The 26,973-nt window shown below is 67.9% G+C and carries 20 protein-coding genes; 12 read left to right on the top strand and 8 right to left on the bottom strand.

Features of this window, described 5'->3' with window-relative positions; genetic code table 11:
• Positions 1-9 precede the first annotated feature (9 nt).
• The 10 genes from CFB34_RS35275 to CFB34_RS35230 all read left to right on the top strand — a co-directional run bounded on the left by CFB34_RS35275 (position 10) and on the right by CFB34_RS35230 (position 14,766).
• Positions 10-1,380 carry a CpaF family protein gene (locus CFB34_RS35275; protein WP_089444307.1) on the top strand — a complete coding sequence of 457 codons (1,371 nt, stop codon included), beginning with the start codon at positions 10-12 and terminating at the stop codon, positions 1,378-1,380.
• A 29-nt stretch (positions 1,381-1,409) separates the two neighbouring features.
• Positions 1,410-2,387 (top strand): type II secretion system F family protein, encoded by a 978-nt coding sequence (locus CFB34_RS35270; protein WP_089444306.1) that lies wholly within the window; start codon positions 1,410-1,412, stop codon positions 2,385-2,387.
• A gap of 36 nt (positions 2,388-2,423) precedes the next feature.
• The gene (locus CFB34_RS35265; RefSeq protein WP_089444305.1) at positions 2,424-3,392 is read left to right on the top strand and encodes a type II secretion system F family protein; all 969 of its coding nucleotides are present in this window, start codon (positions 2,424-2,426) and stop codon (positions 3,390-3,392) included.
• Positions 3,393-4,253: 861 nt separating this feature from the next.
• Complete coding sequence (locus tag CFB34_RS35260) at positions 4,254-6,989, top strand: molybdopterin cofactor-binding domain-containing protein (RefSeq protein WP_089444304.1); 2,736 nt, start codon at positions 4,254-4,256, stop codon at positions 6,987-6,989.
• The gene (locus CFB34_RS35255; RefSeq protein WP_089444303.1) at positions 6,986-7,504 is read left to right on the top strand and encodes a (2Fe-2S)-binding protein; all 519 of its coding nucleotides are present in this window, start codon (positions 6,986-6,988) and stop codon (positions 7,502-7,504) included. Before CFB34_RS35260 ends, CFB34_RS35255 begins: the two co-directional genes overlap by 4 nt.
• A complete protein-coding gene (locus CFB34_RS35250) occupies positions 7,501-8,475 on the top strand; it encodes a hypothetical protein (RefSeq protein ID WP_089444302.1) in 975 nt (324 codons plus the stop codon). Before CFB34_RS35255 ends, CFB34_RS35250 begins: the two co-directional genes overlap by 4 nt.
• A gap of 278 nt (positions 8,476-8,753) precedes the next feature.
• Positions 8,754-10,649, top strand: a complete 1,896-nt coding sequence (locus CFB34_RS35245; protein ID WP_089444301.1) for a protease modulator HflK — start codon at positions 8,754-8,756, stop codon at positions 10,647-10,649.
• A gap of 93 nt (positions 10,650-10,742) precedes the next feature.
• The gene (locus CFB34_RS35240; RefSeq protein ID WP_089444300.1) at positions 10,743-11,786 is read left to right on the top strand and encodes a protease modulator HflC; all 1,044 of its coding nucleotides are present in this window, start codon (positions 10,743-10,745) and stop codon (positions 11,784-11,786) included.
• The gene (locus tag CFB34_RS35235; protein WP_089444299.1) at positions 11,783-12,826 is read left to right on the top strand and encodes a protease modulator HflK; all 1,044 of its coding nucleotides are present in this window, start codon (positions 11,783-11,785) and stop codon (positions 12,824-12,826) included. Before CFB34_RS35240 ends, CFB34_RS35235 begins: the two co-directional genes overlap by 4 nt.
• The gene (locus tag CFB34_RS35230; protein ID WP_089444298.1) at positions 12,823-14,766 is read left to right on the top strand and encodes a cation-translocating P-type ATPase; all 1,944 of its coding nucleotides are present in this window, start codon (positions 12,823-12,825) and stop codon (positions 14,764-14,766) included. The genes CFB34_RS35235 and CFB34_RS35230 overlap by 4 nt, the downstream gene beginning before the upstream one ends.
• A gap of 36 nt (positions 14,767-14,802) precedes the next feature.
• On the opposite strand, the gene CFB34_RS35225 is transcribed toward CFB34_RS35230, so the two are convergent.
• From CFB34_RS35225 to CFB34_RS35205, 5 genes are all read right to left on the bottom strand, one after another.
• A complete protein-coding gene (locus tag CFB34_RS35225) occupies positions 14,803-15,759 on the bottom strand; it encodes a transporter (RefSeq protein ID WP_089444297.1) in 957 nt (318 codons plus the stop codon).
• A gap of 37 nt (positions 15,760-15,796) precedes the next feature.
• A complete protein-coding gene (locus CFB34_RS35220; RefSeq protein WP_089444296.1) occupies positions 15,797-16,324 on the bottom strand; it encodes a flavin reductase family protein in 528 nt (175 codons plus the stop codon).
• Between the two features lie 5 nt (positions 16,325-16,329).
• A complete protein-coding gene (locus CFB34_RS35215; protein WP_089444295.1) occupies positions 16,330-17,568 on the bottom strand; it encodes a styrene monooxygenase/indole monooxygenase family protein in 1,239 nt (412 codons plus the stop codon).
• 70 nt (positions 17,569-17,638) lie between these two features.
• Positions 17,639-18,427: an SDR family oxidoreductase gene (locus CFB34_RS35210; RefSeq protein WP_089444294.1), complete on the bottom strand. Its 789-nt coding sequence runs from the start codon at positions 18,425-18,427 to the stop codon at positions 17,639-17,641.
• A gap of 40 nt (positions 18,428-18,467) precedes the next feature.
• Positions 18,468-19,715: a dienelactone hydrolase family protein gene (locus tag CFB34_RS35205; protein WP_089444293.1), complete on the bottom strand. Its 1,248-nt coding sequence runs from the start codon at positions 19,713-19,715 to the stop codon at positions 18,468-18,470.
• A gap of 353 nt (positions 19,716-20,068) precedes the next feature.
• On the opposite strand from CFB34_RS35205, the gene CFB34_RS35200 reads away from it, so the two are divergent.
• On the top strand, positions 20,069-21,094 hold the full coding sequence (locus CFB34_RS35200) for an AraC family transcriptional regulator (RefSeq protein WP_089444292.1): 1,026 nt from the start codon (positions 20,069-20,071) through the stop codon (positions 21,092-21,094).
• 331 nt (positions 21,095-21,425) lie between these two features.
• Here CFB34_RS35200 and CFB34_RS35195 read toward each other — a convergent pair whose 3' ends face one another.
• Together CFB34_RS35195 and CFB34_RS35190 are read right to left on the bottom strand one after the other, a co-directional pair.
• The gene (locus CFB34_RS35195; protein ID WP_006412423.1) at positions 21,426-22,418 is read right to left on the bottom strand and encodes an IS5-like element ISBmu2 family transposase; all 993 of its coding nucleotides are present in this window, start codon (positions 22,416-22,418) and stop codon (positions 21,426-21,428) included.
• Between the two features lie 121 nt (positions 22,419-22,539).
• Positions 22,540-23,496 carry a mannuronate-specific alginate lyase gene (locus CFB34_RS35190; protein ID WP_089444291.1) on the bottom strand — a complete coding sequence of 319 codons (957 nt, stop codon included), beginning with the start codon at positions 23,494-23,496 and terminating at the stop codon, positions 22,540-22,542.
• 397 nt (positions 23,497-23,893) lie between these two features.
• On the opposite strand from CFB34_RS35190, the gene CFB34_RS35185 reads away from it, so the two are divergent.
• Positions 23,894-26,086: a TonB-dependent siderophore receptor gene (locus CFB34_RS35185; protein ID WP_089444290.1), complete on the top strand. Its 2,193-nt coding sequence runs from the start codon at positions 23,894-23,896 to the stop codon at positions 26,084-26,086.
• A gap of 21 nt (positions 26,087-26,107) precedes the next feature.
• Here CFB34_RS35185 and CFB34_RS35180 read toward each other — a convergent pair whose 3' ends face one another.
• Positions 26,108-26,914 carry a response regulator gene (locus CFB34_RS35180; RefSeq protein WP_089444552.1) on the bottom strand — a complete coding sequence of 269 codons (807 nt, stop codon included), beginning with the start codon at positions 26,912-26,914 and terminating at the stop codon, positions 26,108-26,110.
• Between the last annotated feature and the right edge of the window lie 59 nt (positions 26,915-26,973).

The following is a 26,973-nucleotide window of genomic DNA, read 5'->3' as shown; positions in this document are numbered from 1 at the left end:
GGAACCATCATGTCATTGCGCGAACAGATGTCGTTGCAGCGGGCCCAGCCGCCACTGGCGACGGGCAGCGAACCGACCGGCCCGGCCCATTCGTCGGTGCGCGACGCATACCAGAAGCTGCGCCGCGAAATCCACCTGGCCGTGCTCGAACGTGTCGAGCTCGAGCGCCTGTCGCGGATGCCGCAGGAATCGGTCCGCACGGAGATCGGCCTGCTGATCTCGCGCATCCTCGACGACGAACGGATGCCCGCGAACGACATCGAACGGCGGCAGCTCGCGATCGACGTGTACGACGAGATGTTCGGTTTCGGCCCGCTCGAAGCGCTGCTGCGCGACCCGACCGTTTCCGACATCCTCGTGAACACGTACCGGCAGGTCTATGTCGAGCGCTTCGGCCAGCTCGAACTGACCGACGTGACGTTCTACGACGACGCGCACCTGATGAAGGTGATCGAGAAGATCGTGTCGCGCGTCGGGCGCCGCATCGACGAATCGAGCCCGATGGTCGATGCGCGGCTGCCTGACGGCTCGCGCGTGAACGCGATCATCCCGCCGTCCGCGATCGACGGGCCGCTGATGTCGATCCGGCGTTTCGCGGTCAATCCGCTGAAGATGGACGACCTCGTGCGCTACCACAGCCTGACGCCGCCGATGGCCGAGCTGCTCGACGCGTTGTCGCGCGCGAAGGTGAACGTGCTGGTGTCGGGCGGCACCGGCAGCGGCAAGACGACGCTGCTCAACATCCTGTCGGGCTTCATTCCGCGCAACGAGCGGATCGTGACGATCGAGGACGCCGCCGAGCTGCAACTGCAGCAGCCGCACGTGCTGCGGCTCGAAACGCGACCGCCGAACATCGAGGGCAAGGGCGAGATTACGCAGCGCACGCTGGTGCGCAACGCGCTGCGGATGCGCCCGGACCGGATCATCCTCGGCGAAGTGCGCGGCGCCGAGGCGCTCGACATGCTCAACGCGATGAACACCGGCCACGAAGGCTCGCTCGCGACGATCCACGCGAACACGCCGCGCGATGCGCTGACGCGGCTCGAGAACATGGTCAGCATCTCCGGCCTGACGTTGCCGCCGAAGACGATGCGCCAGCAGATCACGTCGGCGATCTCGGTGGTCGTGCAGGCCGCGCGGCTGACCGACGGCAGGCGCAAGATCGTCAGCATCCAGGAGCTCACCGGGATGGAGGGCGACATCATCAACATGCAGGAGATCTTCACGTTCAAGCGCACGGGCGTGGACCGCGACGGTACGGTACGCGGCCACTTCTGCGCGACGGGCGTGCGGCCGAAGTTCGTCGAGCGGCTTCAGGCATTCGGCATCAACCTGCCGGATTCGCTGTACGACCCGTCTCAGCGGTACGAGACGAACTGACGACAGGGCGCTGGCTGCCGGGAGGCCTCATGAACACGATCTTCTACGCCTTTGTGATTCTCACGTTCGTCGCGGTCGTGCTGACGATCGAAGGCGCCTATCAATGGTGGAACGCGCGGCATGGCGCCGCCGCGCGCCGGATCGAGTCGCGCATTCGCGCGATGTCGGCCGGCGGCAACGTGCAGCAGGAGCGGTTGTCGATCCTGAAGAAGCGGATGCTCGACGAGTCGAAGCCGTTCGATCAGTTGCTGCTGCGTGTACCGCGTGTGCATGCGCTCGATCTCATGATCCAGCAGTCGGGCCTCGACTGGACGCTGCCGAAGCTGATCGTGCTCAGCGCGGTGTTTCCGGCGCTCGCGTGGCTGGCGCTGAGCTTCGCCACGTTGCCGCAACTGGCCGCGCTGCCGATCGCGCTGTTTGCCGGTTGCCTGCCGATGATGTACGTGATGCGCTGCCGCCGGCGGCGCATGCGCAAGCTCGAACGGCAACTGCCGGACATCTGCGACATGATCGCGCGCGCGCTGCGCTCCGGCCATGCGTTCACGAGCACGCTCGGGATGGTGAGCGAGGAGTTTCCCGATCCGATGGGCGGCGAGTTCCGGGTCACGTTCGACGAGGTCAACTACGGCGTGTCGCTGCACGACGCGCTGATGAACCTCGCGACACGCGTGCCGGTGCAGGATCTGCGCTACTTCGTGATCGCGGTACTGATCCAGCGCGAGACCGGCGGCAACCTGGCCGAACTGCTCGACAGCATCTCCGCGCTGATCCGCGAGCGCTTCAAGCTGTTCGACAAGGTGCGCGTGCTGTCGGCGGAAGGGCGGCTATCCGCATGGATCCTCGGGCTGTTGCCGTTCGGCACTGCGGGGATGATCGCACTGGTGAACCGCGAGTTCCTGTCGGTGCTCTGGCAGGATCCGGCAGGGATCAGGATGGTCGGCGTGATGCTGGTGTCGATGGTCTTCGGTCTGCTCTGGATCCGCCGCATTGTCCGGATTCGCGTCTGACGCGCGAACCGAATCACGAACCGTTGCGAGGGTGTCATGCAAAACCTGAGCGTTGTCCACGCCGTGATGCTGGGCGGCTTGTTCCTCTTCGTGGCCGGCGGCGCGCTCGCCGCGATGCTGCTGTTCGCGCCGCGTAATATCCAGCGGCGTATCCAGCAGGCCGGCGGTGGTGGCGCCGGTGTCGCGTCCGGCGACGGCGACGACATGGCGTCGCGCTGGGTCGCGAAGCTGGTGGAATTGTCCACGCCGATCTCGAAGCTGTCGGTGCCGAAGGAGGGCTGGGAGAGTTCGCCGCTGCGCATCCGGCTCATGAATGCCGGCTGGCGCAACCAGAGCGCGGCCGCGCTGTACTTCACCGCCAAGACGGTACTCGCGCTCGCGCTGCCGTGCGCGACGCTGCTGGTGCTGATCACGACCCGGCTCGGCGACGAGCGCGCCATCCTGTCGGTGATCCTCGTCGTGCTGGCCGGGATCGGCTATTACATCCCGAACATCGTGCTGTCGCAGCGGATCAAGGTGCGCCAGCAGAAGATCTTCGAGGATTTCCCGGACGCGCTCGATCTGCTGACGGTGTGCGTCGAAGCGGGGCTGGGGCTCGACGCCGCACTGATGAAGGTGAGCGAGGAACTGCGCTTCAGCAGCGAAGTGGTATCGGGAGAGCTCGACCTGCTGCTGCTCGAGATGCGCTCCGGCTTCACGAAGGAAACGGCGCTGCGCAATCTCGCGCTGCGCACCGGCGTCGAGGATATCGAGTCGTTCTGCGCGATGCTGATCCAGGCCGATCGTTTCGGCACGGCCATCAGCGAATCGCTGCGCGTGCTGTCGGACCTGCTTCGCACTCGACGCCGGATGCGCGCGGAAGAGCGGGCCGCGAAGATCGCGCTGAAGCTGCTGTTTCCGCTGATCTTCTGCATCTTTCCGTCGTTGATGCTGGTGCTGCTCGGGCCGGCGATGATTCACGTCTATCGCGTGTTGCTGCCGACGTTCGTCGGGATGTCGCCGTGAGCGGCGAACAGGCGTCATGCCCGGGGGCGACGGGATCGTCCGGATCGTCTGAATCGCCGATCAAGGTGTTGCGTGCTGGACGGCCACCCCCGCCGGCCGGCACGATAACAGGCTTCATGGAGGCTCCCTCCCCAGGCGGCGCCGCGAGACAGGTTGACCATAGCGGCGTCAAGGCATCCTGGACCCATGGTCGGCCATGGAACGAGCCGTAGTCCACCGCCTCAGCGGCTGCCCCCTACTGCTAACCTGCATGCCGGCGAAGTTTGCCGGCATCGCGTTGTGCGCTCGATTGAAACGGCACGGCGATACCTCGCCTGATATTGAAAGACGGCAATGATCCGCGGGATTGTTGACTTCGTTGTTTGTGGCAATGGCTTCTCGTTCGTTTTTTGCGCACCGCTGCGCGCCATCCGAAAATCTCCTTGAAATACCCGGTTCGAATTTCTACATTATTGAAAATCATGCCTGCATCACGGTACTGACGAAGCAAACGTTACACGTGCCGCAAATACCGAACAACAACACTTGAAAATCAAGCGACTGCCCGACAATACGGAAAACAGGCCAGTCACGCACGATCAAGGCCGGGGGAAACATGAACAAGCAAGCAATGGCAAGCAGGCGGCCTGACGCTTCATCCAGCAGACATCCGCGCTCCCGTGGCGCCCGCGCGAATCCGCCGCGCACGTTCCCCGGTCCGCTTCCCCCCGATTCCTGACCACCGGCACGCGACCGCGTCCGCAAGACCGATTCCGCACCGACATCCCGCACGACGAAGCACACGCGAAGCGGCCCGCACACGGCCGGCGTCGTGTCGCGCGTCGGCCGTGCCGGCACGACTATTCGAACGAGGGACCCAGCATGGCCATCGATGTGCCTGTGACACGCCGGACCTTTCTGAAGCTGGCCGGGAGCGGCGCGCTCGTCGCGATCTCGATCACCCATTTGCCGGCGCTGGCGCTCGGCGCCGCCGGGCAGGCGGACGACGATGCGGCCGGGCCGAGCTGGGCGCCGGTGCCCGGCAAGGCGCGCTGGCGCATCGACGGCATCCCGAAGGTCACGGGCCAGAAGATCTACGCACGTGACTTCAAGTCGCGCGACTTCGCCGGCTGGCCGCAGCAGGAGAACTGGCTCTATGCGTTGCGGTGCGATCGGGTCGACGCCGTGTACGAAGGCTATGACCTCGGGGTGCTGCCGGCCGAATTGCGGCCGATCGCCGTCGTCGACAACGCGCTGCTGAGCGCGCGCCGGATTCCGCTGGCACCCGAGGCCGATCCGATCGCGAACCAGGACATCTACTGGCTCGCGCGCACCGGCCACCCGGCGGATTGCTACGGACAACCGGCCGCGCTGCTGGTGTTCGAGAACTTCGATGTCTATCGTCGCGCGAAGAAGCTGCTCGATTTCAACCGCGGCGTGATCCGCTACGGCGCGCCGGTCACGCGCCCGACGGCCGCGCAGGCCGTGCCGTTTTCCCCCGTGACGATCTACGTGCGCGATGACGAACGCGGCTTCAACTACGTCGACAACTACCAGACCGACGGCAGCGGCAAGCCGACCGCCGAATACCTGAAGCAACGCGAAGAGGCGGTCGCCAACATCGATGCGACGATCGCCCGCAACGCGGCCGCCGGCGCGTGGATCGGCGTGCGTGCGACCGGCAACGAAGGATTCGAGACGCCGGCGATGGACCCGATGTTCATGGAGCCCGAAGCGGGGCTCGCATGGTACGACGCGTCCAGCGCGAAAATGAGCCTCGTGCTCGGGACGCAGTCGGCGAACGACGATGCGACCGGCGCGCTCGCGCTGTTCCAGGGCAGCGACGTCGCGGCCAAGGAGGCCCACGTGATCGCGTGCTATCCGGGCGGCGGCTTCGGCGGGCGCGACAAGTCCTATTTCCCGCTCTATCTCGCGCTCGCCGCGCCGTTCGCGAAGGGTGCGCTGCGTTGGCAGCAGTCGCGCTACGAGCAGTTCCAGGTCGGGTTGAAGCGCTGCGAAACGCAGTTCTCCGAATCGCTGTGGTTCAACCGGCGCGGCAAGCTCGAAGCGATCACGTGCGATTTCCTGATGAACGGCGGCGGCAAGAAGAACCTGTCGCCGTACGTCGCGCAGCTCGCCGCGCTGAGCGCGATGAACTGCTACGAGATTCCGCGCGCACGCGCGCAGGCGGCGTCCACCTATACGCGGGAAGTGTTCGGCGGATCGCAGCGCGGCTTCGGCGGCCCGCAGGCGTTCATGGCGGTCGAGACGCTGATGGACGAGGCCGCGCGCCGGCTCGGGCTCTCGCCGTTCGCGATCCGTCGCGCCAATTTTCTCGGCAGCACGCCCGGGCTCGGCAAGGGGCGCGCGATCACGGGCGCGCCGATCCTGTTCGACCTGCAGCTCGACGCGCTGCTCGACCGGCTCGAACAGCACCCGCTGTGGCGCGATCGCGAGCGTACCCGCGCGGAACGCGGTGCGCGCCATCTCCGCTACGGCGTGGGACTCGCGATGGCGAACGAAGCCTACGGCACCTCCGGCGACGGCATGTTCGGGATGGTGCAGATCCTGCCCGACAGCCGGCTGCGCGTGGTCACGCCGTACACCGACATGGGCAATGGCGCGGCCACGACGCTGGGGCTCGCACCGTCAGAATTTCTCGGGCAGAACGCGCAGACGATCGCCATGAGCGAGATCGGGCCGTTCAATGCACTCGGGCTCACGCGTTCGAGCAATCCGTCGGCCAATCCGAAGACGGTGCGCTACACGTACGGTTCGTCGAGCGCCTGTCTCGGTGCCTTTCACCAGTATCACGCGGTGAAGGGGGCGGCACAGGCCTTGTTCCTGCAAAGCGTGCTGCCGGCTGCCCGTGCGTGGTGGGGCGTGCCCGTGCGCGCCGAGGACGTGCGCTGGGCCAATGGTGCGCTCGTCGCGAACGGCCTCGCGCCGATTTCGTGGCCGGCGCTGCTCGGCACCATCACGAAGCTGGGCCTGCAGACGGTGGCGGCCGTTCATGCGAGCTATGCCGGCTACTTCTGGAAGGGCACCTATCCGTTCGCGTCGGGCAGTGCGCAAATCGACTACGACTACGTCGCGGTCGGCCTCGATCCCTACTTCCTGACGCCGCTGTACCGCACGCTGCAGCCGCCGCCGGTCGACACGAGCCTTTACGGACGCACGACCTATGCGCCGTCGGCGTCGCTCGTCGGCGTGTCCGTCGATCCGGCGAACGGGCGCGTGAAGGTCGAGCGCGTGGTGTCGGCGGTGAGCGTCGGGCGGCAACTATCGCCGGAGCTCGTCGAAGGACAGTCGCAGGGTGCGGTCGCGATGGGGATCGGCAACGTGCTGACCGAGACGTGTCCGCTGGGTTCCGACGGCCCGGGTGGCGGCCGATGGAACCTCGACCGCTACGAGGTGACGCGCCTGCCCGACATTCCCGAGCAGGAGCTGATCGCGCTGCCGCCGCCCGGCAACGATCCCGCGAATGCGCGCGGCATCGCGGAAGCGGTGATGTGCCCGATCGCGCCGGCGCTGCTCAATGCGCTGGCGATGGCGACCGGGAAGCGGTTCAGGGTCACGCCGGTCACGCCGGACAAGATTCGGGAGGCACTGCAATGAGCGATCCGGTCCGCATGGTCGTGAACGGCCAGCCCGTCGAGGCCCCCGCCGCCGACGCCGACATGAACCTCATCGACTTCCTGCATGAACGACAGGACCTGACCGGCACGAAGCTGTGCTGCGGCATCGGCGTGTGCCGGGCGTGCACGGTCGGCGTGCGCAACACGCCTGACGCGCCGATGGAAAAGACGCTGTCGTGCTCGACGCCGGTCAGCGCGATGGCCGGCATGCACGTGTACACGATCGAAGGGCTCGCGCAGGACGGCACGCTGTCGCCGCTGCAGCAGAGTTTTCTCGAATCGTTCGCGTTCCAGTGCGGCTACTGCGCGTCCGGATTCCTGATGGCCGCGACCGCGATGCTCGATCATCTGCGCGCGCAACCGGTACCCGCCGCCGAACTGGACGCGATGATCGAAACGTGGGTGGGCGGCAACGTGTGTCGTTGCACCGGCTACGTCAAGTACATCGAGGCCATTCGCAAGGTGGCGATGCGCTACACGAAGGAGGCGGCATGACGATCAGGACCTGCATCGCGGCGCTGGCGATGCTGCTGGCCGCGCCCGCCTCGTTTGCCGCGGAAGGCGCCGATGCCTCCCTGCACGAATACGCGCAGCAATGCACCGACGAAATCGGCGAGATTCCCGCGTTCGACTGCAACAGCGGCACGGACGTGCCGATTACCGTCAACGGCAGCGTGCCCGCGCGGTACACGGCTCACATGACCTGCGATCGGCCGGCGCTGTTGCCGTATGATGCGCCGACCGCCGGGCAATGCACGCCTTACTCGAAGATCCTCGACCTGTCGCACGGCGACACGCAGATCTCGGCGTTTTGCCGTCGCAAGCAGATCCGCGAGAACCGCAGCCCGTATTACGACGAAGTCGACATCGTGCTGCACCACGTGCGCAACGGCAAGACCTGCTGGTTTCATGCGGACAAGGGCGGCACGGGCGGCATGGACGCGTCGCGTGTGCCGCCGCCGAACGAGAAGACCCCGCCGCCCGGTCGTCCGTCGGCCGCGGAATTCTGGTGGAAACCGGCTGCGACCGCGACGAAGCGCTGTGTGTCGTGCCATGACGCGAGCCCGGTCATGTACAGCCCGTGGATCGGGCAGGTATGGAACCGCGTGCCGACCGATCCGTGGGGCAAGTACGTCAATCTCGGTGCCGACTTCGCATCATGGACGTCGCACGCGATCAGCACGCCCGGCAACACCTGCATCGGCTGCCACCGGATCGGCGACCAGAACAGTTGCAAGATCTACGTGCCGCTCGCCGCCGGGTTGCTGCCGCCGCCCAAAGGCAGCAACCAGCTGGCGAGCAGCTATCCGCTGACGCACTGGATGCCGATCGACAACAACCGCAGCCGCGACGAATGGAACGCGGCCAACGTGAAGTCGGTGAGCGACCTGCTCGAGTGCTGTTCGGCGCGGGGCAAGAACGATCCGAAGTGCTCGTTCACGCCGGCGGCGCAGGCGGCGAAGTAGGGGGCCGACGAGCGGCACCCTCCGCATGCCCGCATGCTGGCGATCGAGTCGGCCGCGGGCCGGCATCTCATCTGAATCCCGGACGATGCGCCGCGCCGGATATTGGCTGCGCACGTTGCGCGTAATGTGTCGGAAAGGTTCCACCCACACGACTGTCTCATCCGCCGAGCCAATCGCATCGATGCCTTGAGTTTCATCATCCGCCGCGCTACATTGCCGCTCGCAGCATTCCGCACGGACTCCTGCGCATCCTGTAACGCGTACGTAAGGAATCCCCGATGGGGCAACAGGCGGAAGGCAACGACGACATTCCCGGCAACCCGGCCGGCCGCGACGCAGTCGCGCCGGTCGCAGGCGCCGCCGCGTTGCTGGTCGCCACGCTCGGCGCGCTGGGCGCCGTCGACTTCCTGCCCGCCGACCTGCGCTGGTGCGCACCGCTTGCCAGCGCCTGGTGCAACGTACTCGTCGTCGCGATCGGCGTGCTGCTCGCCGGCCGCGCACGCCGCCATCCTCCCGACATATCGGCCGCCACGCTGCTCGGCGAGTGGCTGCGCGATGCCTTCAGCCGCAAGCACGAGCCGGAACACGACGCCAACCCGTGGCCGGCGATCGCCGCCGCGATCGACTGGCGGCCGTGGGCCGTTGCCGCGGGCGGCGTGCTCTCCGTCGCGCTTGCCGCGCTCGCGTGGCAGCCGCCGTCGCCCGGGATGCTGGTGCGCGCGATGGCTGCGCCCGAGCCGACGCTCGCAGCCGGCGCGGCCTGCATCGTGCTCGCCTTCCTCACACTCGTCGCCGAACGCCACCATGCGGCGGCCGCCAGCCGCTCGGCGGTGTCCGCGTCGCTCACGCGGGTGCTGCGCGTCGCGCTCGTCACCGCGCTCGCGGGTGCGCTGGCCGCTGCATGGTTCGCGTTCCGGCACCGCACCGCGGACGGGCTCGTGCAGGCGGTCGCGCTGCTCAATGCAGCTGTTGCCGCCGAACTGGCGCTGCGCGGCGTGCTGTCGTGGTTTGCGGTGCCGCGCGGCGCCATCGTGCCGACCAGCGCGATCGCCGGGCTGCTGAGCCGGCGCCCGTCGCCGTTCGCGTCGCTCGGCGCCGAGCTGCGCCATCGTTACGGCATCGACCTGCGGCAGAGCTGGGGCTGGCGCAGCTTCGTGCGGCTGCTGCCCGGCGCGCTCGCCGCCACCGTCGCGTGTGCATGGCTGCTTACCGCCGTCGTCGTACTGAACCCGGAGCAGCGCGCGGTCTATGAGCGCTTCGGCGCGCCGGTCGCCGTCTGGCAGCCGGGCCTGCACGTCGGCCTGCCCTGGCCGTTCGGGCGCGCGCGCATCGTCGACAACGGCGCGGTGCACCAGGTTGCGATCGCGGGCAGCGCGAACGACGGCAGCGCCGATACGTCGCCCGTGCCGGCCGACGGCCCGACACCCGAACGCCTCGACCGTCTGTGGGATGTGCCGCATCCGTGGGAAACCACCCAGGTGATTGCCGGCGCGAACGGCGACCGCCAGAACTTCCAGATCGTCAACGCCGACGTGCGGGTGGACTACCGGCTCGGCCTGACCGATGCCGACGCGCGCGCGGCGCTCTATCGCACGATCGACCCGGAAAGCACGGTGCGCACGAGCGCCAATCGCGAACTCGTGCACTACCTCGCGTCGCATACGCTCGAAGCGCTGCTCGAAACCAATCAGGCCGCGATGGCCGATCAGTTGAAGCGCGCGATCCAGCAGCAGCTCGACCGGCTGCAAAGCGGCGTCGACGTGATCGCGGTCGTGATCGAGAGCGTGCATCCGCCGACCGGCGCAGCCGCCGCGTTCCATGACGTGCAGGCCGCGCAGATCCGCGCGCAGGGCAGCGTCGCGCAGGCGCGCGGCTTCGCGGCCGGCCTGCTCGGCAACGCGCAGCAGCAGGCGCTCGAACGGGTCGCGCACGCCGAAGCGCAGGCCGGCGACACGGTATCGTCGGCGCGCGTGCAGCAGATCGATTTCGACGCCGACCAGGTGGCATACCGGCTCGGCGGCCCTGCGTTTCCGTTCGAGTATTACCTCGACCGGCTGCAACGCGGCCTGCGCGACGCGCGCATGACGATCATCGACGACCGGCTGGCCGACGGCACGCGGGCGACCGTCGATCTTCGCAATACGCCTGCCGGCGATCTCGCCGGCATCCATTGACATGTCGCGGCGATTTCCGCACGGACGGCGCGACACGGCAACCAGCCGTGTCGCCGCACCGCGCGCGGGCGACGCCGCACCCGGGGCGACATCGTGAGTCTGTTTCATTCGCACGCGCATGACCATGCGCACCACGGCCATGGCCACGGCCACCACCATCACGCGCACCACGGTGCGCCGCAGCCGCCCGGCGCGTTTCGCCTGCGCGTGGCCGTTGCCGTGCTTTGCGTGCTCGTCGCGCTCGCGGTCGCGAGCTTCGTGCAGGTGCGTGCCGGCGAGGCGTCGGTGATCACGCGCTTCGGGCGGCCCGTGCGCGTGCTGCTCGAACCCGGGCTCGCGTGGCGCCTGCCTGCGCCGATCGATGCGGTGACGCCCGTCGACCTGCGCCTGCACACCACGTCGAGCGGCCTGCAGGACGTCGGCACCCGCGACGGGCTGCGCATCATCGTCGAGGCGTACGTCGCGTGGCGCGTGCCGGCCGATGCGCGCGACATCGGGCGCTTCATGCGCGCGGTCGGCAACGAGCCGGACGAAGCGGCGCGGCAGATCCGCTCGCTCGTCGGCTCCGCGCTGCAGACGACGTCCGCCGGATACGATCTCGCGTCGCTCGTGAACACCGATCCGGCCCAGGTGAAGATCGGCGAGTTCGAAGAGGCGCTGCGCCGGCAGATCGATGCGCAGCTTTATGCGGCTTATGGCGTGCGTGTTGCCCAGGTCGGGCTCGAACGGCTCACGCTGCCGGCCGTCACGCTTGCCGCGACGGTCGACCGGATGAGCGCGGAACGCGAGACGGTGGCCGCGCAGCGTACCGCGGAGGGCAATCGCGAGGCCGCGCAGATCCGTTCCGACGCCGAGCGCGACGCGCGCATCGCGCTGGCCGACGCGAACGTGAAAGCGGCCGGCATCGAAGCGCAATCGCGCAAGGATGCGGCCGACATCTACGGCAAGAGCTATGCGGGCAACCCGCATCTGTACACGATGCTGCGGTCGCTCGACACGCTGAACGCGGTGGTCGGCACCAATACGAACCTGATCCTGCGTACCGACGCCGCGCCGTTCCGCGTGCTCGTGCAGGGCCCGGGCGACGCGTCGGCGCAGGCCGCGCCGGCGCCCAACGCGCACAAGGCCGCGCGATGAGCGAGCCGTCCGCACCGCCGCTCGGGCCGGGCGCGCAGGCCGTGCGCCTGTCGTTCTGGTTCGTCGCCGCGCTCGCGGTGCTCGCCGCCTGCGCGTGGGCCGGCTCGAACATCCGGCGGATTCCGGCAGACAGCCGCGCGGTCGTGATGCGGTTCGGCGCGCTCGTGCGCACCCAGGACGCCGGGCTCGTGATCGCGTGGCCGCAGCCGTTCGAATCGGTCCTGCTCGTGCCGGGTGCCGCCCGCGTGCTCGAGCAGCGGATCCGCTCGCTCGACCGCGATCCGCGGGCGCTCGCGCTGTCCGCGAAGGGCGTCGCGCGGTTGTCCGACGCGCTGGCCGGTTCCGGCTACGTGCTGACGGGCGACGGCGGCGCGGTCGCGTTGAGCGCGGTGCTCTACTACCGGGTCAGCGATCCGTACGCGTACGTGCTGCAGCAGGCTCGCCTCGACGCGGCGCTCGAGCGGATCGTGTCCGCGTCGGCCGTCGAAGTTGCGGCGACCCGCGATCTCGACGCGATCCTGGTCGCCCGGCCCGAGCAACTGGCCGCCGACCGGCAGATGGCCGCGCGTCGCGAACGGTTGCGCGGCGATCTCGCCGATGCGATCGCGCGGCACCTGCGTGCACTCGACGCGGCGCACGCGGGGCTCGGCGTCGAAGTCGCGCGCGTCGACGTGCAGCCTGCGTTTCCCGGTGCGGCCGCCGATGCGTTCAACGCGGTGCTGACGTCGCTGCAGGTCGCCGAGCGGACCATCGCCGAAGCCCGCACCGCCGCCGAACAGCGGCGCCAGGATGCGCAGCAGGACGCCGACCGCATCGTCCAGGATGCGCAGGCCCACGCGGCCGAGCGCGTCGCGACCGCGCAGACCGATACGCTCGACATCCGGCAGCTCGACGCGACGCTCCGCGAGAACGGCGATCCGGGGCTGCTGGCGCGGCTGTATCGCGATCGCGTGCAGCGTGTGCTGTCGAAAGCGGGGCGCGTGACGACGATCGATCCGCACGACACCTCGAACCTGATCCTGCCCGGAACCGCCCGATGAATTCGCTCGCCGAACCGGCCACGCAGCCGGACGCCGCGCCTGCCGGCACGACCGCCTATGCGCTGTCCTCCGACGAGCGCCGCACGATCACGCGGCAGATCGCGCTGGCGCTGCTCGCGGGCGGCCTGCTCGTGCTGTCGTTCGCATGGCGCATGCTGTCGGCCGGCGGCGACACGCTTGCACAACTGCTCGCCGCGCTCGCGTCGCTGATCGTCGCGGGGCCGGTGTTCGCGAGTGCGTGGCACAGCCTGCGCGCGCCGAGCCTGCACGGCGTGACCGATCGCCTGATCGCACTCGCGATGCTGGCCGCGTGGGCGATCGGCGACATGACGACGGCCGCGCTGCTGCCGATCGTGATGACCTTCGGCCATGCACTGGAAGAGCGCAGCGTGCTCGGTTCGCAGGAGGCGATCCGCGCGCTCGGCCGGCTGACGGCCGGCCGCGTGCGGCGCATCGGTGCCGACGGCCGTATCGTCGAAGTCGCGTACGACGCGCTGCGTGCGGGCGACCGCATCGAAGTGGTGGCCGGCGCGCGCATTCCGGTCGACGGCGTGGTGGTCGCGGGCACGTCGAGCGTCGACAACGGGCCGATCACCGGCGAATCCGTACCGCACGACGTCGAGGCAGGCAGCGCCGTGTATGGCGGCGCATTGAATCTCGATGGCGTGCTGCGCATCGACGTCACGCACACGGGCAAGGATTCGACGCTCGGCAAGATCATCGCGTTGATGCAGCACGCGGAACAGGCGAAACCGCCCGTCACGCAGGTGCTCGAGCGGCACATGGGCGCGTATCTCGCGCTCGTGCTGCTGATCGCGGCGATCGTCTGGTTCACGTCCGCGAATGCCTCGGCGATGCTCGCGGTGATCGTGGCGGCGTGCCCGTGCGCGCTGGTGCTCGCCGCACCGTCCACGGCCATCGCGGGAATCGCGGTTGGCGCGCGGCACGGCATCCTGTTTCGCAATGCCGCGTTTCTCGACAAGATCGCCGAAGTCGATTCGCTCGTGATCGACAAGACGGGCACGCTCACCCGCGGCGAATTGCAGGTGCGGCAGGTGTGGTTGCAACCCGGCGTCGACGGCGCGCACGCGCGTGCGCTGGCCGCGCGGCTCGGCGAAAGCAGCGCGCACCCGGCGAGCCGCGCGCTCGTCCGCGATGCCGCCGCGTCGGGCTTGACCGGCGCAGCCGTTGCGCCGTTCGAGCGCACGCGAGAATTGCGCGGGCTCGGTGTCGTCGCCGACACGCCGGACGGCACGGCGGTACTCGGCCGGCCCGCGCTGCTCGCCGACCATGCCGGTGACCTGCCGCCGCCCCCGGAAGGATTCGACGGGCCGCTCGTCGGCCTCGTGCTCGACGGGCGGCTGCTCGCGTGGTTCGGTTTCGCGGATACCTTGCGGCCCGACGCACGTGACGCGCTTGCCGAACTGCGGACGCTGGGCCTTGGGCGGCAGACGCTGCTGACGGGCGACCTCGAGCGCGTCGCGAGCAAGGTCGCGGCCGAGACGGGCATCGAGACGGTGGTCGCGCAGGCGCTGCCGCACGACAAGCTCGACTACGTGATGCGCGAGATCGGCGCGGGGCTGCATCCGCTCGTCGTCGGCGACGGGCTGAACGACGTGCTGGCGATCAAGGCCGGCTCGACGAGCATTGCAATGGGCGAGCGTGGCGTCGACATCGCGATCGCATCGGCCGATGTCGTGCTGCTGGGCGACGACCTGAAGCGGATTCCGACCTGCATCCGCCTTGGCCGGCAATGCCGTCGCACGGCGACGACCAATGCGGCGATCGGCCTCGCGTGGACGCTCGCGGTGATCGCGCTCGCCGCGACCGGCATGCTCGGCGCGGTGTGGGCGGCGATCCTGCACAACGTCGGCACGTTCATCGTGATTGCGAACGCCGGGCGGCTGCTGCGGATCGACGAGGACGTGCACGGCGCGTGAGCGGTGCAGGGGGCCCGCCGTAGCCGGCTGCGGTCGTCACTGAAAGTGATGCACGTACCGCAGCACCATCCGCGCGCCTTGCGGCCGGTTGCGCGCATAGGTCTCGAAGTACGCGTTGAACATCAGATGATCCTGCGGCGAGAAGCTAACCATCGCCCCCGGGCCGATCGCGAACACGGCTTCTCGCGTGCCCGGCACGTCCTGCCCGTTTTCCTTCATGTCGGTGGTCTGGCGCAGCCAGTAGCCGTTGAGCCCGAGCCGCAGGCCGGGGCGCACTTCGTACTCGGTCGCGAAGTTCGCGTGGATCGCCTGGCCGGCCTGCGTCGACGTCACGTCCGGGCCGAGCGACGTGGCCGGTTGATGGTTGGTCGCGTTCCACAGATAATGCAGCCGCCACGACACGGTCCATTTGGGCGTGAGCCACAGCGTCGCCGCCCAGTACGGATCGAACGACCAGACATGGCTGCCGGGATTGATCGCGCGCGACGGATCGTACGCGCCGGTCGGCGCGATGAACTGGAATTCCACGCGCTGCGCGAAGCGCGGGCCTTGCGCGCCCATCACCGGATCGAACTGGATGAACGGGCCGATCAGCAGGTCGCCGAAGCCGGCGCGTGCATTCAGCGCGACGTTGCCGATGCCGTCGTCGGTTCGCGCGGACGCGATCCACGGCAGGATCACGTCGAGGCCGGGATGCATGCCCGCGAACGTCCGCGGCGACTGATAGACGAGCTGGCTCAGCCCCGCGAACAGGTCGATGTCCTGCTTCGGCAACCCGACCTTGTTGCCCGCATTGTCGTTGACGCGGCCGGCCGTGTAGTACTGCAGGTACTGCGTGCCGTACCAGCCGGCGCCGGCCGGCGGCATCCCGTCGAGGAAGCTGGTCATGCCGAGGTTGACCGCCGGCAGGTCCGCCGCGCCGGCCGGCACGCTTGCGGCCATGCCGGCGATCGTGAGGCCTGCGACGACGAGCACGCGAGAGCCGAGTTTCATGTTCACCACCTCCTGGTGTATTTATTTGTATAACTAATCAAATGGCGCGAAAAAGATCGGGATGATCGGCGATCGCGCGATACTGGCCCGCGTGGAACACCAGCGGTGCACGGCCGAACGTGTCGAACTGCTCGATCTGGCCGATGAAGAGCAGGTGATCGCCGCCTTCGTAATGGCCGACGTTGCGGCACACGAAGCGCGCGCTCGCGCCGTCGAGGCAGGGCACGCCGCCGGTTTCCGAATCGACGTGAAGCACGCCGTCGAACTTGTCGGCGCTGGGCGTCGCGAAGCGGCGCGACAGCTCGATCTGGTCGTGCGCGAGGATGTTGATCGCGAAATGGGTGGCCGCGACGAAATCCGGGCGGCTCGGCGCGACCTTGCGCAGGCTCCACAGCACGAGCGGCGGATCGAGCGACAGCGACGAGAACGAATTGGCGGTGAGGCCCACCTTGCGTCCGTCGGCCGCGCACGTAGTGATCACGGTCACGCCGGTCGGGAATTGCCCGAACGCGGCGCGCAACTGCAGCGGGTCGAGGGCCGGGCGATCGGTAGCGGTCGTTTCCATGTCGGTCACTCCGCGCGCACGCTGTGTTCGCGGATCATCGCCGCGCAGGCCGACGGCTCGAACCACCACGGCGAGAAGCGGCGCGGATCGTCGAAGCCGTCGACGATCGCCGCGGCGAGCGACGGCAACTGGCCGGCCGCGCCGAGCAGTTCGAGGATGTGCGGCGGTGGCGGCGTGAGCAGCGAGTTGGTCCAGCGCACGACATGCTGCGCATACGCCCAGTAGCCTTCGAAGGTCTGCTGCATCCAGTCTTCACCGAACGGCGCGGCATCGCGTGCGACGATCGCATCGAAATACGCCTTCGCACATTTCGCGGCGTTGTTCGATCCCTGGCCGGTGATCGGATCGTTGACGACCACCGCATCGGCCATCCCGAACACCGTGCGGCCCGACGGCAACCGGAAGAACGGCTTGCGCACGGTCGGCGTGAAGCGTCCGGCGAGCGTGCCGTTCGGATCGGTGAGCTCGACGTCGCGGCAGCGCTCGAATTCCCACGGTACGTACTGCTGCAGGAACGACAGGCTGCGGTCCAGATGCTGCTCGGGCGTCTTCACGTCGGCCCAGCAGTCGAGCGGGCCGCCCGGAATGCCTTCGTACACCATGATTTCGCAGGGGCCCGTCGTGGTCAGCGCGGGGAACACGAAATACTCGCCGATGCCGGGCAGCAGGTTGAAGCGCACGCGCGAATACGGCTGGCTCGGCGTCATCCCTTTTACGTAGGTGAGGGCCAGCGCGCGTTGCGGGCGGTCGAACGCGCTGCGTGCATCGTCGCGGCCGAGCAGGTTGACGATCTCGCCCTTGCCGGCCGCGAGCAGCACGAGGTCGTGGCTGCGCGCCAGCTCCTCGAGTTCGGGTACGCCGACGTCGGCAATGCGCACGTCCGCGCCCCGGCGCTTCACGCCGTCGAGCCAGTCGGCCATTTTCACGCGCTGATCGACCGACTGCGCATAGCGGGTGAGCCGCGACGACCAGTCGATCACCTTGCGGCCGTTGCCGTCCGGATGCGGCACCGCGATGCCGATCCCTTCGACGGACGGGCACGCTTCCTCCCACGCGTTCAGGCCGAGGTCGCGCTCGATCTGCAACGACGTGTGGAACATGCACTGGCTCGACATGACCTTGCCGGTGCGGATCTGTTCGGTGTCGCGGTTGGTCGCGAGCGTGACGTGATAACCCTGGTCGAGCAGGGCGAAGGCGAGTTGCAGGCCGGACTGGCCGGCGCCGACGATGGCGATGCGTCTCATGGATGTGTCCTTGGTTGGCCGGATGCCGGCCGGAATCGAAATGATGGCGGGAAGCGGCGCTGACGAACGGTCACTCCGCGAGACGCGGAATGGCCGGCACCGCCTGTTCGGGGCCCATCGCGGCATAGCCGCCATCCACCGCGTAGTCGGCGCCGGTCACGAAGCTCGCCGCATCGCTGCACAGGAACGTCACGACCTGCGCGACCTCGGACGGATCGCCGACCCGGCCGAGCAGGTGGAACGGCGCGGCGACGCGATCGGTCTTCGCGCGGTCGCCGTGCGTCAGCTCGTCCATCACGCGCGACCACGTCCAGCCCGGCGACACCGAGTTGACGCGAATGCGGTCGGGCGCGAGATCCATCGCCATGCTGCGCGTGAGCTGGCGGATCGCCGCCTTGGACGTCGGGTACAGCCAGCGGCCGGTTTGCGCGCACTGCGCCGAGATCGAGCTGAAGTTGACGATCGCGCCGCCGCCGCGCCGGACCATCTGCGGATGCACGGCCTTCGCGAGCATCGCGGCCGACACGACGTTGACGTCCATCGCGGCGAGCCAGTCGTTGCGGGTCGCCTGGATGCCATTGTCGACATAGCTGCACGCGAGGTTGACGAGCACGTCGATCGCGCCGAACCGCTCGACGATGGCCGCGACCGCATGCTCGATCGCGCGATCGTCGGTGATGTCGAGCGCGACGAACATCGCTCGCTCGCCGAGCGAATCGGCCACGCGCGCGCCGTTCTGCGCATCGAGATCGAGGATCGCGACGCACGCACCGGCGCGGCTCAGGTCCTGCGCGACCGCGGCGCCGATCAGCGTGGCGCCGCCGGTGACGATCGCGACTTTGCCAGCAAGGGCAGTCATGGGGTGTCTCCGGAAATCGTTGGGTGAGGGAGGGGGCACGTCAATGCGCGCCGGTCGATGGTTCGCTGTCCTGCCAACGGCGCATCAGGCCGTTCGACGGCACGGTTTCGTCGAGCAGCTTGCGAGCCGTTTCGACGCCCGCGACCGGCAGGCCGGCCGGATCGAGCAGGCCGATCTGCACGAGCACGCTCGCCTGGTCCCAATAGATGTGCTCGTGATAGAGCTTGTCGCCGCGAAACTTGACGATCGCGACGAGCGGAATCTCGACGCGCTTGCCGGTCGGCGCGACGCCCGGCAGCATCCAGTCGATCTCGGTGGTGTGCGTGAAGCAGAACAGCAGCTCGTCGACGATCTGGCTCGCGCCGACCGTGCGCGAGATCGGCGTGATCGTCGTGTCCGGCGGATTCACGTGTACGAAATGATGCGTGTAGAAGCGCTTGAGCTCGTCATAGCCGACGCCGCCCGTCAGCGTCGGAATATGGTTGACGTACGGTTCGGCAACCATCGTCGCCATCGTGGCATCGACGTTGCGCGTGTCGAATTCGTGTTGCAGATGTGCTTCCCACAGTGTGGACAGGTCATAGTGCGGGCCGAGCGCGGCACGGAACGCGGCGATCGCGCGCTGATGGGCCATGCTCGCGGCGGCCTTGTCGAAATGATCGCCGCCGGCGCGTGCGAACGCGTGATCGACACCCGGATACACATAGACTTCGACGCCGTCGCGCCCGGCGAGCGCTCCGGCGATGCGCTGCTGCGCGTCGGGCGGGCAGAAGCGATCCTGCCCCGCGATCTGCAGCACGAGCCGGCCGTGCAGGTGCGACGCCTCGTCGAGCGCCTGCTCGATGCCCACGCCGTAGTAGCTGACGGCCGCGGCCACGCCCGGCAGCCGGCACGCGGCGAGATACGCGAGCTTGCCGCCGAGGCAGTAGCCGAGCACGCCGGCTTCGCCGGTGCATTCCGGTAACTGCTTGAGTGCGCCCAGCGCAGCGCCGACATCCTCGACGCCCTTGTTCTCGTCGTATTCCTGATAAAGGGCCATCGCGCGTTCCATGTCGGCGGCTGTGTAACCGAGTTCGATCCCCGGCGACTGGCGCCAGAACAGGTCGGGCACCAGCACCGTATAGCCTTCCTCCGCGTAATAGTCGGCCGCTTCCCGCATCGTCGCGTTTGCGCCGAAGATCTCGTGGCACAGCACGATGCCGGGCCCGGTGCCGCCGGCCGGCGTGCTCAGGTACGCGCGAAACGTGCCGCCGTCCGGCGACGGAATCTCGATGTGACGTCCTTGCATATGTCCCTCCATTCCAGTTCTTTGCTGCGACGGGCCCAGTATTGGCGGACGAAATGGGCACTTCTATCCGCTTTCTTCGGCCGATATCCGCGAATTCCGGAAACCTGTTGCACCGGCCGCCGCGCGTGGGCAGGCGCGCGGCTGACTGCGGGTATGTGCGGATGCGGAAGCCCCGCACAGTTTTCTACGATGCGCGAACGGTCCGCTTCTTGCGTCATGTGGGCGGGACTCGCGTGCTTGGGCGTCCGGACTGTCCGGATACTCCGGACGCTATCCGGATCGTGCGGCGGATGCCCCCACATCGGGAATGCATGCACGGCGCGAGTGCAATGGAGCATGACGGGAGAACTTCGATGGCGCAATTTTCCGAAACGGGCTGGCTGCCGGATACGGCCTGTTTCAATCACGACAACCTGCTGCTGCAGTCGAACGACGTCGACGAGGTGCGCGCACGCGTCGCCGACGTCTTCAAGCCGCACCGGCTCACGCCGACCGGCGAATCGCGCGCGCTGCACAGCTGCATGCATCACGCGCGCTGGGGCAACCTGTCGTTGAACCTGCTCGATTATGGCGGGGGCGTCAGCATCGAGCCCGGCCCGCTCGAGCACTTCTTCCTGTTGCAGATCCCGTTGCGCGGCGACGCGGAGATCGAGTGCGGATCGGCGCGTTTCGTGTCGTCGCCCGGCACCGCGTCGCTGATCTCGCCGACGCTGCCGCTGAAGATGCGCTGGGGCGACGCGTGTCCGCAAGTCATCCTGCGGATCGAGCGCGAAGTGATGGAGCGCCACGCGCAGCGGCATTTCGGCGACGACCGGCGCGCGCCGGTCGAATTCGAGCCGGAATTCAGCCTGTCGTCGTCGCAGGGCGCGTGTCTGATGCAGATGTTGCCGATCCTCGCCGGCGCGATCGCGACGGACGCGCATCCGCTGCGTCATCCGCTCGCGTTCGAGCAGCTCGAATCGACGCTGCTCAACCTGCTGCTGCACGGCCACCCGAACAGCGCACGTAACGGCACGCGGCACCTGCCGGTGGCGATCGCGCCGTTCTACGTGCGGCGCGTCGAGGACTACATCCGCGCGCATCTCGACGAGCCGCTGACGATCGAACGGCTCGCCGAACTCGCCGGCGTCAGCCCGAGCACGCTGTTCGCCGGCTTTCGCCATCGCCACGGCACCACGCCGATGGGCTTCGTGCGGCAGTTGCGGCTGCAACATGTGCGCGAGGAACTGCTGGCCGACGCGTCGCCGGGGCTCGCGTCGGTGACGGATATCGCGCTGAAATGGGGCTTCGCGCACCTCGGGCGGTTCGCGATCGAGTACAAGCGGGCGTTCGGCGAGTCGCCGTCGGCGACGCTCAGGATGCGGCGGGGGCGCGCCTAGGGCCTGTTCACGCTAATAACGGGCCCTTCTGGGGGCCAGCCCCACGAGAGCATTTTTCCAAACAGGGGAACGTGCCTTTCCGCCCGCATTGCGGCGTCGTTCGTCGTTGCAATAGCTACGGCTATTGCGCCTCCTCTCTCCTTGCACTGCGGGCGGAAAGGCACGTTCGCAAGCCCGTTATTAGCGTGAACAGGCCCTAGGGAAACGCTGATCAATGGACCAACTTCCGAAGTTGCAGGCGAGATGGCTTCAAATTTTCTGGATGACGAAGCGAATCGGCGCTCAATTCAGTGAATTTGGCGCGTAAGCGAGCCTCCCCTGCTCGCATTTTTCATACGCATGACGGACTGCTCCCATGGACCGATCGCAACAGATTTCGCGCAATCACCAGATTCGCCAGAGCGAACAGGCTGAACAGTTGCGCGGTGTTCTTGGCCAAGCCCTTGTATCGGGTCTTGCGATGCTGAAACAGATTCTTGACGATATGAAACGGATGCTCAACCCGCGAACGGATCTGCGCCTTGGTTCGCTCGAGCGCGATCACCAGGTCCTTCAGCGCTCCTTCTTGCATCGCCTTGATCTTTCCCCGCCTGGCAGCGACGTGCCACTTCACGGCCTTGCCCGCCATTTCCTCGCGCTTGTCGACGCCAATGTAGCCCGCGTCGGCGAACACCTGCTCTTCATGCCCGTGCAGCAGGGCATGAGCTTGCGATACATCCGACACGTTGGCCGCCGTGCCAACCACACTGTGAATCAGGCCCGAGTCGGCGTCGACGCCAATGTGGGCTTTCATGCCAAAGTGCCATTCGTTGCCCTTCTTCGTTTGATGCATTTCCGGGTCACGGCTCTTCCCGGCATTCTTGGTCGACGGCGGCGCTTCAATGATCGTCGCGTCAACCAGCGTGCCTTCCTTCATCATCAGCCCACGCTCGCACAGCGAGATGCCAATCTCGTCGAACAACTTCCGTGTCAGTTCGTGTTCGATCAGCAGGCGCCGGAACTTCAACAGCGTGGTTGCATCAGGCACGTTCTCGATCGCCAGATCGATGCCGGCGAAGGCTCGCAGCGTGATGCTGTCATACAGCGCGTCTTCCAGTCCTTCGTCCGACAGTCCGTACCACTGTTGCACGAAGTAGATTCGCAGCATCCGCTCAAGGCCAATCGGCGGGCGACCTCGCGTGCCCTTCGGATAGTGCGGTTCGATGGCCGACAGCAAGCGCTGCCACGGAACGACCTTCTCCATCTCTTCCAGGAAGCGTTGGCGCCTCGTCACTCGCTTCTTGCCTGCAATTTCCGCTTCCGCGAAGCCGATCTGCCTCTTCATCGTCGTGGGTCCGTTCCGTGAGCTGTCTTCTAAACGTCCTCGGCTACGTCTGCGATGACCGCCGAGCCGAATAAATCAGCGTTTCCCTAGCGGCTCGCGCGGCAGCCCGCTCGCCGATCCGCTACGGCAGCGGCACGCCCCAGACTGCCGTCACGTCCCCGCCGAGCCGCCATTCGGTGAACGGGCGGCGCGGTGCGATGATCGCCGGCAGCCGCGCGTCGTGAAAGCGCGCGTAGTACGGCTCGACCCAGCTCAGTTCATCGCGGAACGTCCACGGGAACAGATCCTGCCTGACCGGCGTGATGGCCGTGAAGCTGGCGGGATCGTCGACCGCGTTGATGACCAGGTTCGCCAGGCGGCCGATCGCGCCGTCGTTTTCCCGATAGAGATCGATATGGCGCCGCTGCACGAGTTCCGCCGCGAACACGAGCGGGAGCAGCGCGAACGTGTGATAGTGCAACGCGCGGTTGCCGCGTTTGACTTCGCGTGCCAGCGAACCGTCGGGGCCGATGTCGCGGATGCCTTCGCGTACCCGCAGCAGCCCCGAATCGACGAGGCTCGCGTTGCCGGTCACGGTACCGATGGCGATCAGGTCGAGTCCGGCCCAGTACACCAGGTTGTTGTGCAGATGGTTGATCGCTTGCGCATCGCGGGTGGCGATCGCGATGCGTTCGAGCCACGGATCGATCGCGTCGAACCGCGCGCGGTTCGCGTCGCGTACGTCGCGCGGCATGCGCAGGATCACCATCGCGAAGTCGGTGCCGGCCCACGAACGCTCGTAGTCGCCCTGGTAACCGGTGATCCGGCCCATCAGCGCATCGGCCCGCGCCCAGCTTTCCAGCAGGCTCACTGCGCATGACCAGTCCCCCTTGTCCGCCGACGCATTGAGCCGTGAAATGAAATCGCGCATCGGCTTGACCGCGCGCGCATAGCCGGCGGCGTCGTCATAGTAGCCGGGCGGATCGATCGTCGTGACGGCGGCCGGGACGTCACAGGCGCGCGCCGGCGGCACGGCACAGCACAGCGCGCTCACCGCGAGCCACGCGGCGAACAGGGGGCGAGTCGACAGGCGGCGCATACGGTCCTCGGTGGTGACGTGACGGTGACGCGGCAAACACGGAAGCCGAACCGGGGCGGACCCCCTCGCGATGCAGGACGCGCGGCCGCCAAGGCACGACGAACCCCGGTGACGCGCGCGGGCCGTGCAGCCCGCGGCGGTTTCCGGTAGCGCACGCAGTCTAGCGTCCCCATCTTTCATCCGCCTTGCCCGGCGCCGGCGACGACGCACTTTCTTTTTCGAGACTGCGCCACGTTCGCCCGGTATCATCGCTGCGCTCGCGACCGACGCCATGGGCCAGTGCATGCCGACTCGCGCGCAACCAGCATCGCCAGGAAGACAACGCAGGGCGGACGCCGACGGCGCGTCGCGCCGCGATCGGGCCGAATCGGCCACCAGCACGACGGAGCAAGGAACGATGGTAACGGGGACGGGCGCGGCGCGACGCGCGAGGGCGATCGCGGCCGGGAGCGCATGGGTCGTGGCGGCGGCGGGCGGCGCACACGCGCAGGCATCGGGTGCGGCAGTCACGCCGCCGGCCGGCGCGGCGGCGGCCGTGCTGCCGACGATCGACGTGACCGGGAAGGCCGACGGCGCGTCGAGCGGGCTCGTCGGGCTGCGCACCACGGCCGGCACGAAGACCGACACGCCGGTGGCCGAGATCCCGCAAACGATCAATCTCGTGACCGCGCAGCAGATCGAGATGACCGGCGCGACCGACCTGAACCAGGCGCTGCGCTACGTGCCGGGATTTGCGACGTTCGGCGCCGACAGCCGCACCGACTGGTATGCGGCGCTGCGCGGCTTTACGCCGACGCTGTACGTCGACGGCGTCGCCGCGCCGAATACGCCGGTGATCGCGAACTGGCGCGTCGACCCGTACACGATCGACTCGATCGCCGTGCTGCGCGGGCCGACCTCGGTGCTGTACGGCGCGGGCGAACCCGGCGCGATCGTCGATGCGCACACGAAGCTCGCCGACGGCCAGCGCATCCGCGAAGCCGGCGTGCAGATCGGCAACGACGCGCGCAAGCAGTTCATGCTCGATGTCGGCGATACGCTCGACCCGGACGGCCGCTATGCATACCGCTTCGTCGGCGTGGCACGCGACGGCAACGCGGTCACCGGCCCGAACGGCGACCGGCGCGTCGCGCTGGCGCCGTCGTTCCGGTGGCGGCCGACCGCCGATACGTCGCTGACGCTCTCGGCGACGTTCCTGCAGGACGGCAGCGATATTTCGTCGAACTTCCTGCCCGCGTCGGGCACCGTGTTACCGAACCCGAACGGCCGCCTGTCGCAGGATATCTACATGGGCGCGCCCGGGTTCAACGACTACCGGAAGAAGCAGTGGTCGCTCGGCTACGCGCTGGAGCATCGCGTGAATGCGATCTGGTCGCTGCACCAGGACGTGCGCTGGTCGCACCTGTCGCTCGACGACGCGACGGTGTTCGGTATCGGCTACGTGCCTCGCAGCAGCACCGACATGATGCGTTACGCGGGGCTGTTCCAGCTCAACTACAGCCGCTTCGACATCGACAACCATGCGCAGGCGCGCTTCGGCACGGGGCCGCTCGAACATACGCTGCTGCTCGGCGCGCAATATGACCGGCAGACGGCGACCCAGAGCGTGTGGCTCGCGCTCGCGCCGTCGCTCAACCTGTATCACCCCGTCTACCGGCCCGTCACGGACGCGATTTTCTCCGGCCCGACGTCGCTCGGCCACGTCGACCAGTACACGGCGATGAACACGTTCGGCGTGTATGCGCAGGACCAGATCCGCTGGCAGCGCTGGACACTGACGCTCGGCGGCCGCGAGGATTTCGTCAATGCGCGGTTCGACGACCGGACGGCCGGCACGCAGGCGCAGCAGGACGTCAGTGCGTTCTCCGGGCGCGTCGGGCTCACCTATCAGGGCGACGCCGGGCTGTCGCCGTACGTGAGCTACTCGACATCGTTCGATCCCGTCATCGGCGTGCGGATGTATGGCGGCGGCATGCCGAAGCCGACGCGCGGCAAGCAGACGGAAGCCGGGCTGCGCTGGCAGCCGCCCGGCAGGAACCTGCTGCTGAGTGCGGCCGCCTACCAGATCGACCAGACCAACGTCGCGACGCCGACACCGGTGAGTCTCGACCCGACCGGCACGACGTCCGTGCAGACCGGCAAGGTGCGCTCGCGCGGGATCGAGCTGAGCGCGCTCGGCAAGGTCACCCGCGAGTTGTCGGTCGTCGCGTCGTATGTGTATCAGGACGTCAAGAACGTGCAGGCGAACGACGCGTCGCTGAACCACTGGCCGGTGGCGGTGCCGCTGCCGCGGCAGATGGCGTCGATGTGGGCCGACTGGACCTGGCGCACGGGTGTCCTGTCGGGCGTCGGGGTCGGCGGCGGCGTGCGCTACCAGAGCGCATCGGCCGGCGCACCCGACAACTCGCTGACCGTGCCGAGCGTGACGCTGTATGACCTGGCGCTGCACTACGAGATGCCGCACTGGCGGTTCGCGCTGAACGTCGCGAACCTGTTCGACCGGCGCTATGTCAGCGGCTGCCAGTCGTACGCCGTCTGCGTGTTCGGCAACGAGCGGACCGTGCTGGCCACCGCGAAATACAACTGGTAATCGCGAACGCGCGGAACGGCTCTACGCGTCGCGTTGCGGCTCCCGGCGCACGGTGCGTTCGCCGGCGTGGCGCTGGCGCCGCCACTCGGTCGGCGTGAGGCCGAAACGTTCGCGGAATGCGGTCGCGAAATTCGCCGGCGTGGAAAAGCCGATCTCCTTCGCGATGCTGGCGATGCTGAGCGACGTCGAATCCAGCAGGTCCTGCGCGATCCGCAGCCGCTCGTGCCGCAGATACTCGAACACCGTCTGGCCGAGGTTGTCGCGAAACGCGCGTGACAGCCGCTTTTCGTGCGTGCCGACCGCGCGGGCCAGCTGCTCCACCGTCGGCGGATCGTTCAGCGTCCGTGCCAGGTGGCGGATGGCCGCGCGCACGATGATGTCGTCGTCCTTGCCGGCCACGAACGGGCTGTCCATGTCGACCGGCCGCTCGCGCTTCGCGCGCGCGAGCTGGACGCGAATCCGTGCGAGCACTTCGGCGGGCTCGAACGGCTTCACCACATAGTCGACGCAGCCGATGTCGAACCCCTCGAGGCGCTCGTGCAACGCGCCGGCCACGGTCAGGAAAATCACCGGAATCGCGCACGTCAGCGGATCGGCGCCGAGCAGCCGGCACGCGGTGAAGCCGTCCATGCGCGGCATGCGGACATCCATCAGGATCAGGTCGGGCACGAGCGCCTGCGCGCGCTGGCACGCCTGCAGCCCGTCGGATGCAATGCTGATCCGGCAGCCGGTGCCGCGCAGGATGTCGATCAGCAAGCGAAGCTGGTCGGGCTGATCGTCGACGATCAGGATATGGGCGCCGCCCAATGCGGAGGTCGATGGATGCATCGTGCACCTGTTCTGGAATGGCTGCTGGCTGCGTTCCTGCGGGTGGTCGGCCCGGTTCG

Origin of the sequence: Burkholderia sp. HI4860, from assembly GCF_002223045.2 — a bacterium.
In the GTDB taxonomy this organism is placed as follows: domain Bacteria; phylum Pseudomonadota; class Gammaproteobacteria; order Burkholderiales; family Burkholderiaceae; genus Burkholderia.
The sequence above is the reverse complement of the archived record's forward strand: the minus strand, read 5'-3'. Positions and strand labels throughout refer to the sequence as shown.